Here is a 3,823-nt window from a genome sequence, read left to right on the forward strand (position 1 = left end):
GGTAAGTACCGAAATTTCACCCCCGCACGGCCGGTCTAGCAACGCTGAAGCGGCCAGAGTTTTAGACATGCTCTTTTTTTGAGCATGCTTTCAGTAACATTACCTCTCTAAAACCGCTCGTGAGCCCCGCTTGACCGCGGCGTTTTGTCATCTTCGAGCGTGGTGAGCCGGCGCGTCGCCGGCGCGTTTATTAATGCCGATAGCTTGCTGCCGATATCATTGCAATAATTATCTCCTTACCTTAGGGTAAGGAAGCGTAAATATGAAAGGAAAAGACAATGCCCACCGCGACATTAACCAGCAAGGGCCAAACCACTATTCCCCGCGAAATTCGCGAACACCTGCGCTTGCGTCCGGGAGATCGGATGGAATTCGTCATCGATGAACATGGCCGTGTCGTCCTCATTCCAATATCGTTGGACGCAGCGGAACTTGCCGGCATTCTGCCCAAGCCGAAAACCGCTGTCTCGCTGGCGCGCATGAACAAGGTTATTCGTAATCGGGGCGCCGGCCGTTGATCGGCCTGGACACGAACGTGCTGGTTAGACACCTGGTTCAGGATGAGCCGCGCCAGTCGGCTCGCGCAACGCGATTCATCGCATCCGAATGCACCAGGGAGTCGCCGTGTTATATAAACCGGGTGGTCTTGTGCTAGCTGGTTTGGGTGCTGGAAAGTGCCTATGGATACCGGCGGCAGTTGATCGCGGAGGTTCTGGAGCGAATTATCCGCACGGCTCAATTCAGGATTGAGGACACGCAATCAGCCGCGACAGCCCTGCGCAACTACCGAGGTACAGCCGCCGACTTTGCTGATTGTTTGCTGATCGAAACGAACAAGCGGCATGGTTGTCCCGAGACGGTAACCTTTGACAAAAGCGCAGGCGCACTGGATGGCGCAAGACTGCTTGTTCAAGGCTAATGCGTGGAGCGCCTGACGCGGTGTCAAAAATGGACAAACAGAAGCTGCTTACGGACCCGCTCACCCTGCCATGTAATGATCGGGCCGCGCTTTCGCCCTTGAGACGCCTCAGCCGCCCGCCCGCAACGCCTCCAGCACCTTCGAAGGATGCTGATCGGCATTGGCCACTTTCTTCCAATACTTCTTCACCTTGCCATCCGGGCCGATCCAAACGGTCGAGCGGATGACGCCCATGGTGATCTTGCCGTACATGTTTTTCTCGCCCCAGGCGCTGTATTTCTCCATTACTTTTCTGTCGGGGTCGGAGAGCAGGGTGAACGGGAGATTGTATTTGTGCGCGAATTTCTGGTGGGATTCGCCGGAATCGGATGACACGCCTAACACCACAGCGCCCAGCCCTTCGATCTCGCCCCACAGATCGCGGAAGCCGCAGGCCTCCTTGGTGCAGCCGGGCGTGTCGTCTCTGGGGTAAAAATACAGAATGACATCTTTGCCCTCGAAGTCACTCAAGGCCACGTCGTTGCCGTCGGCGTCGTTGAGAGTAAAGCTCGGGGCAGTTTCGCCTTCTTGAATTGCCATGTTTTTCCTCTTCTCTGTTGATAGGGGACTGCTGCTGCCGCGTGAGTGGATCGACCGCAATCATCGCACGCCTATAGATACTCGTCGCGCGCCGTGTCGGCAACCGCAATGATGCTAGCGCGTGTCAATCATGCTGCTTGACTTAGTCTATTTCATGATCTATCCGTACATCATGATTAAGCTCAACATACACGAAGCGAAGACCCACCTCTCGAAATACCTCGCACGATCGGAAAAAGGTGAGACCATTCTCCTTTGCAAGCGCAATACGCCCATTGCGGAGGTCCGGCCGTTGAGCCAGCAGCGGAAGAAGCCACGTCCGCTCGGACTTGCGGCGGAGAATTTTTCCGTTCCCGACAGTTTCTTCGATCCGCTTCCTGACGACCTGCTCGATCTATTCGAGGGCAAGGGGGAGTGCGATTGCTGCGCGACGCTGTACTTTTCTCCGGTTGATTGAGGGTGGGGCGCGGCTCTCGCGCGAAGCACGCTCGTTGTTCGCGGCAGCGGAACACGAGGTATATCTGAGTGCAGTGTCGGCGGGGGAGATCGCGCAGAAGAATGCATTGGGGAAGCTTCCCTTGCCAAATTCCGCCGACCTTTTCATCGTCACGCAGCGCGAACTGCGCGGTGTAGAAGCGCTACCGCTTAATGAGGAAGCGGCGCTTCAGGCCGCAAAACTGCCAAGACTGCATCGGGACCCATTCAATTGCATGCTGATCTGTCAGGCGATCATGCACGGGTTGTCGATCCTGACGCCCAATCCGCGGATCTCACAGTATCCGGTGCGCACGGCCTGGTAAGAGGATTAGGATAAATCTCAATATTTCTCGCCGGTCTCAGCGAGGTCCTCCTCCGGAATGGGACGTGCGCGCTAGACTCCTCCGGCGCGTCGCGACGAGTAGCTCGCATCCACTCCTGGAAAGTCTCGTGTGCCACCGTCAAAACCCTCCGACCGTCGCGCTCGTCAGGTTTGAGGTTGCGCGCGGGTTGGTTCGCCGCTAACTGTTCCCGCCCTCTTTAACGAACTCGGCAGGTGGCCGCGGATGGCGACTTCCGATGATCGAACGCCCGAGCAGAAGGATCTGCCGCTCCCGTTTCCGGAATTCTCCGGCGACCTGCCGCTGCTGCCCGCGCGCATGGTCAACGAATATCAGTATTGCCCGCGGCTTGCATACCTCGAATGGGTGCAGGGCGAGTGGGCGCCGTCTGCCGATACGGTCGAGGGCACGCACGCGCATCGGCGGGTGGACAAGCCTTCCGGCAAGTTGCCGCCGCCGGGCGAGACAGAAGAATATGAGAAAATCCACGCCCGTTCCATCAGCTTGTCGTCCAACCGACTGGGCCTGATCGCGAAGCTCGACTTGATCGAAGGCGAGGGCAATGTCGTCACGCCAATCGATTACAAACGCGGCAAGCGCCCGCACGTGGCGAAAGGCGCATACGATCCCGAGCGCGTGCAGATCTGCGTGCAGGCGATGATTCTCGAAGAGCACGGCTACACCTGCAACGAGGTGATCATCTATTTCGTGGGCGGCAAGGAGCGCGTGCGCGTGGTGTTCGACGAGGAGCTGCGCGCGCTCACCATGAACGCCATAAACGGTCTGCGCCACACTGCGACCGGTGGGCAGATGCCGCCGCCGCTGGTCGACAGTCCCAAGTGTCCGCGCTGTTCGCTGGTGGCAATCTGTCTGCCCGATGAGGTGAACTACCTGCAGAGGGGCAGCATCGAGCCGCGCCCGCTGGCCGTGGCGCGCGACGAGGCATTGCCCGTATACGTGCAGGCGCGCGGCGCGAAGGTTGCGAAGAAAGGCGAGGTGCTGGAGATCAGCATCGACGACCAGAAGGTTAGCAGCGCGCGCCTGATCGAAACCTCGCAACTCGTGCTGATGGGCAACATCTACGTGACTACGCCGTGTCTGCAGGAGCTGATGCAGCGCGGTATTCCCATCTCCTGGTACAGCTTTGGCGGCTGGTTCTACGGGCACGCACACGGGACCGGGCATAGAAACGTGGAACTGCGTACGGCGCAATATCGCGCGAGTTTTAACGAGAAAACCTGCCTGCATCTCGCCAGGAGTTTCGTGCAGGCGAAAATTCTCAATTGCCGCACGCAACTCGGCCGCAACTGGCGCGGTGACGATGCGACCAGAACCGCGCTGGCCGATGCGCTAAGACACGACTCGAAAAGCGTATTGCGCGCGACGAATTTACCGGAGTTGCTCGGAATCGAAGGCGCGGCCGCGGCGCGCTATTTCGGCGCTTTTGGTCAAATGCTCAAGCGCGATGAGACGGGCGCCGATCTCACCTTCGACTTCAGCACGCGCA

At 58.5% G+C, this 3,823-nt stretch carries 6 protein-coding genes; 5 read left to right on the forward strand and 1 reads right to left on the reverse strand.

Features of this window, described 5'->3' with window-relative positions; genetic code table 11:
* The first annotated feature begins 278 nt into the window (after positions 1-278).
* The gene (locus H0V34_14900) at positions 279-518 is read left to right on the forward strand and encodes a type II toxin-antitoxin system PrlF family antitoxin (protein ID MBA2492910.1); all 240 of its coding nucleotides are present in this window, start codon (positions 279-281) and stop codon (positions 516-518) included.
* Positions 519-664: 146 nt separating this feature from the next.
* Entirely contained in the window at positions 665-919 is a 255-nt protein-coding gene (locus tag H0V34_14905; protein ID MBA2492911.1) for a PIN domain-containing protein, read from the forward strand.
* Between the two features lie 108 nt (positions 920-1,027).
* On the opposite strand, the gene bcp is transcribed toward H0V34_14905, so the two are convergent.
* Positions 1,028-1,498, reverse strand: coding sequence for a thioredoxin-dependent thiol peroxidase (bcp, locus tag H0V34_14910; GenBank protein ID MBA2492912.1), 471 nt, complete (start codon positions 1,496-1,498; stop codon positions 1,028-1,030).
* A gap of 172 nt (positions 1,499-1,670) precedes the next feature.
* Here bcp and H0V34_14915 point away from each other — a divergent pair, with 172 nt between their 5' ends.
* The 3 genes from H0V34_14915 to cas4 form a co-directional block, all read left to right on the forward strand.
* Positions 1,671-1,955, forward strand: a complete 285-nt coding sequence (locus H0V34_14915) for a type II toxin-antitoxin system prevent-host-death family antitoxin (protein MBA2492913.1) — start codon at positions 1,671-1,673, stop codon at positions 1,953-1,955.
* Positions 1,918-2,298, forward strand: a complete 381-nt coding sequence (locus H0V34_14920) for a type II toxin-antitoxin system VapC family toxin (GenBank protein MBA2492914.1) — start codon at positions 1,918-1,920, stop codon at positions 2,296-2,298. The genes H0V34_14915 and H0V34_14920 overlap by 38 nt, the downstream gene beginning before the upstream one ends.
* Before the next feature lie 243 nt (positions 2,299-2,541).
* Positions 2,542-3,823: CRISPR-associated protein Cas4 (gene cas4, locus H0V34_14925; protein MBA2492915.1), on the forward strand; the 1,282-nt coding region annotated here is incomplete at its 3' end.

Source organism: Gammaproteobacteria bacterium (genome assembly GCA_013696315.1).
In the GTDB taxonomy this organism is placed as follows: Bacteria; Pseudomonadota; Gammaproteobacteria; order JACCYU01; family JACCYU01; genus JACCYU01.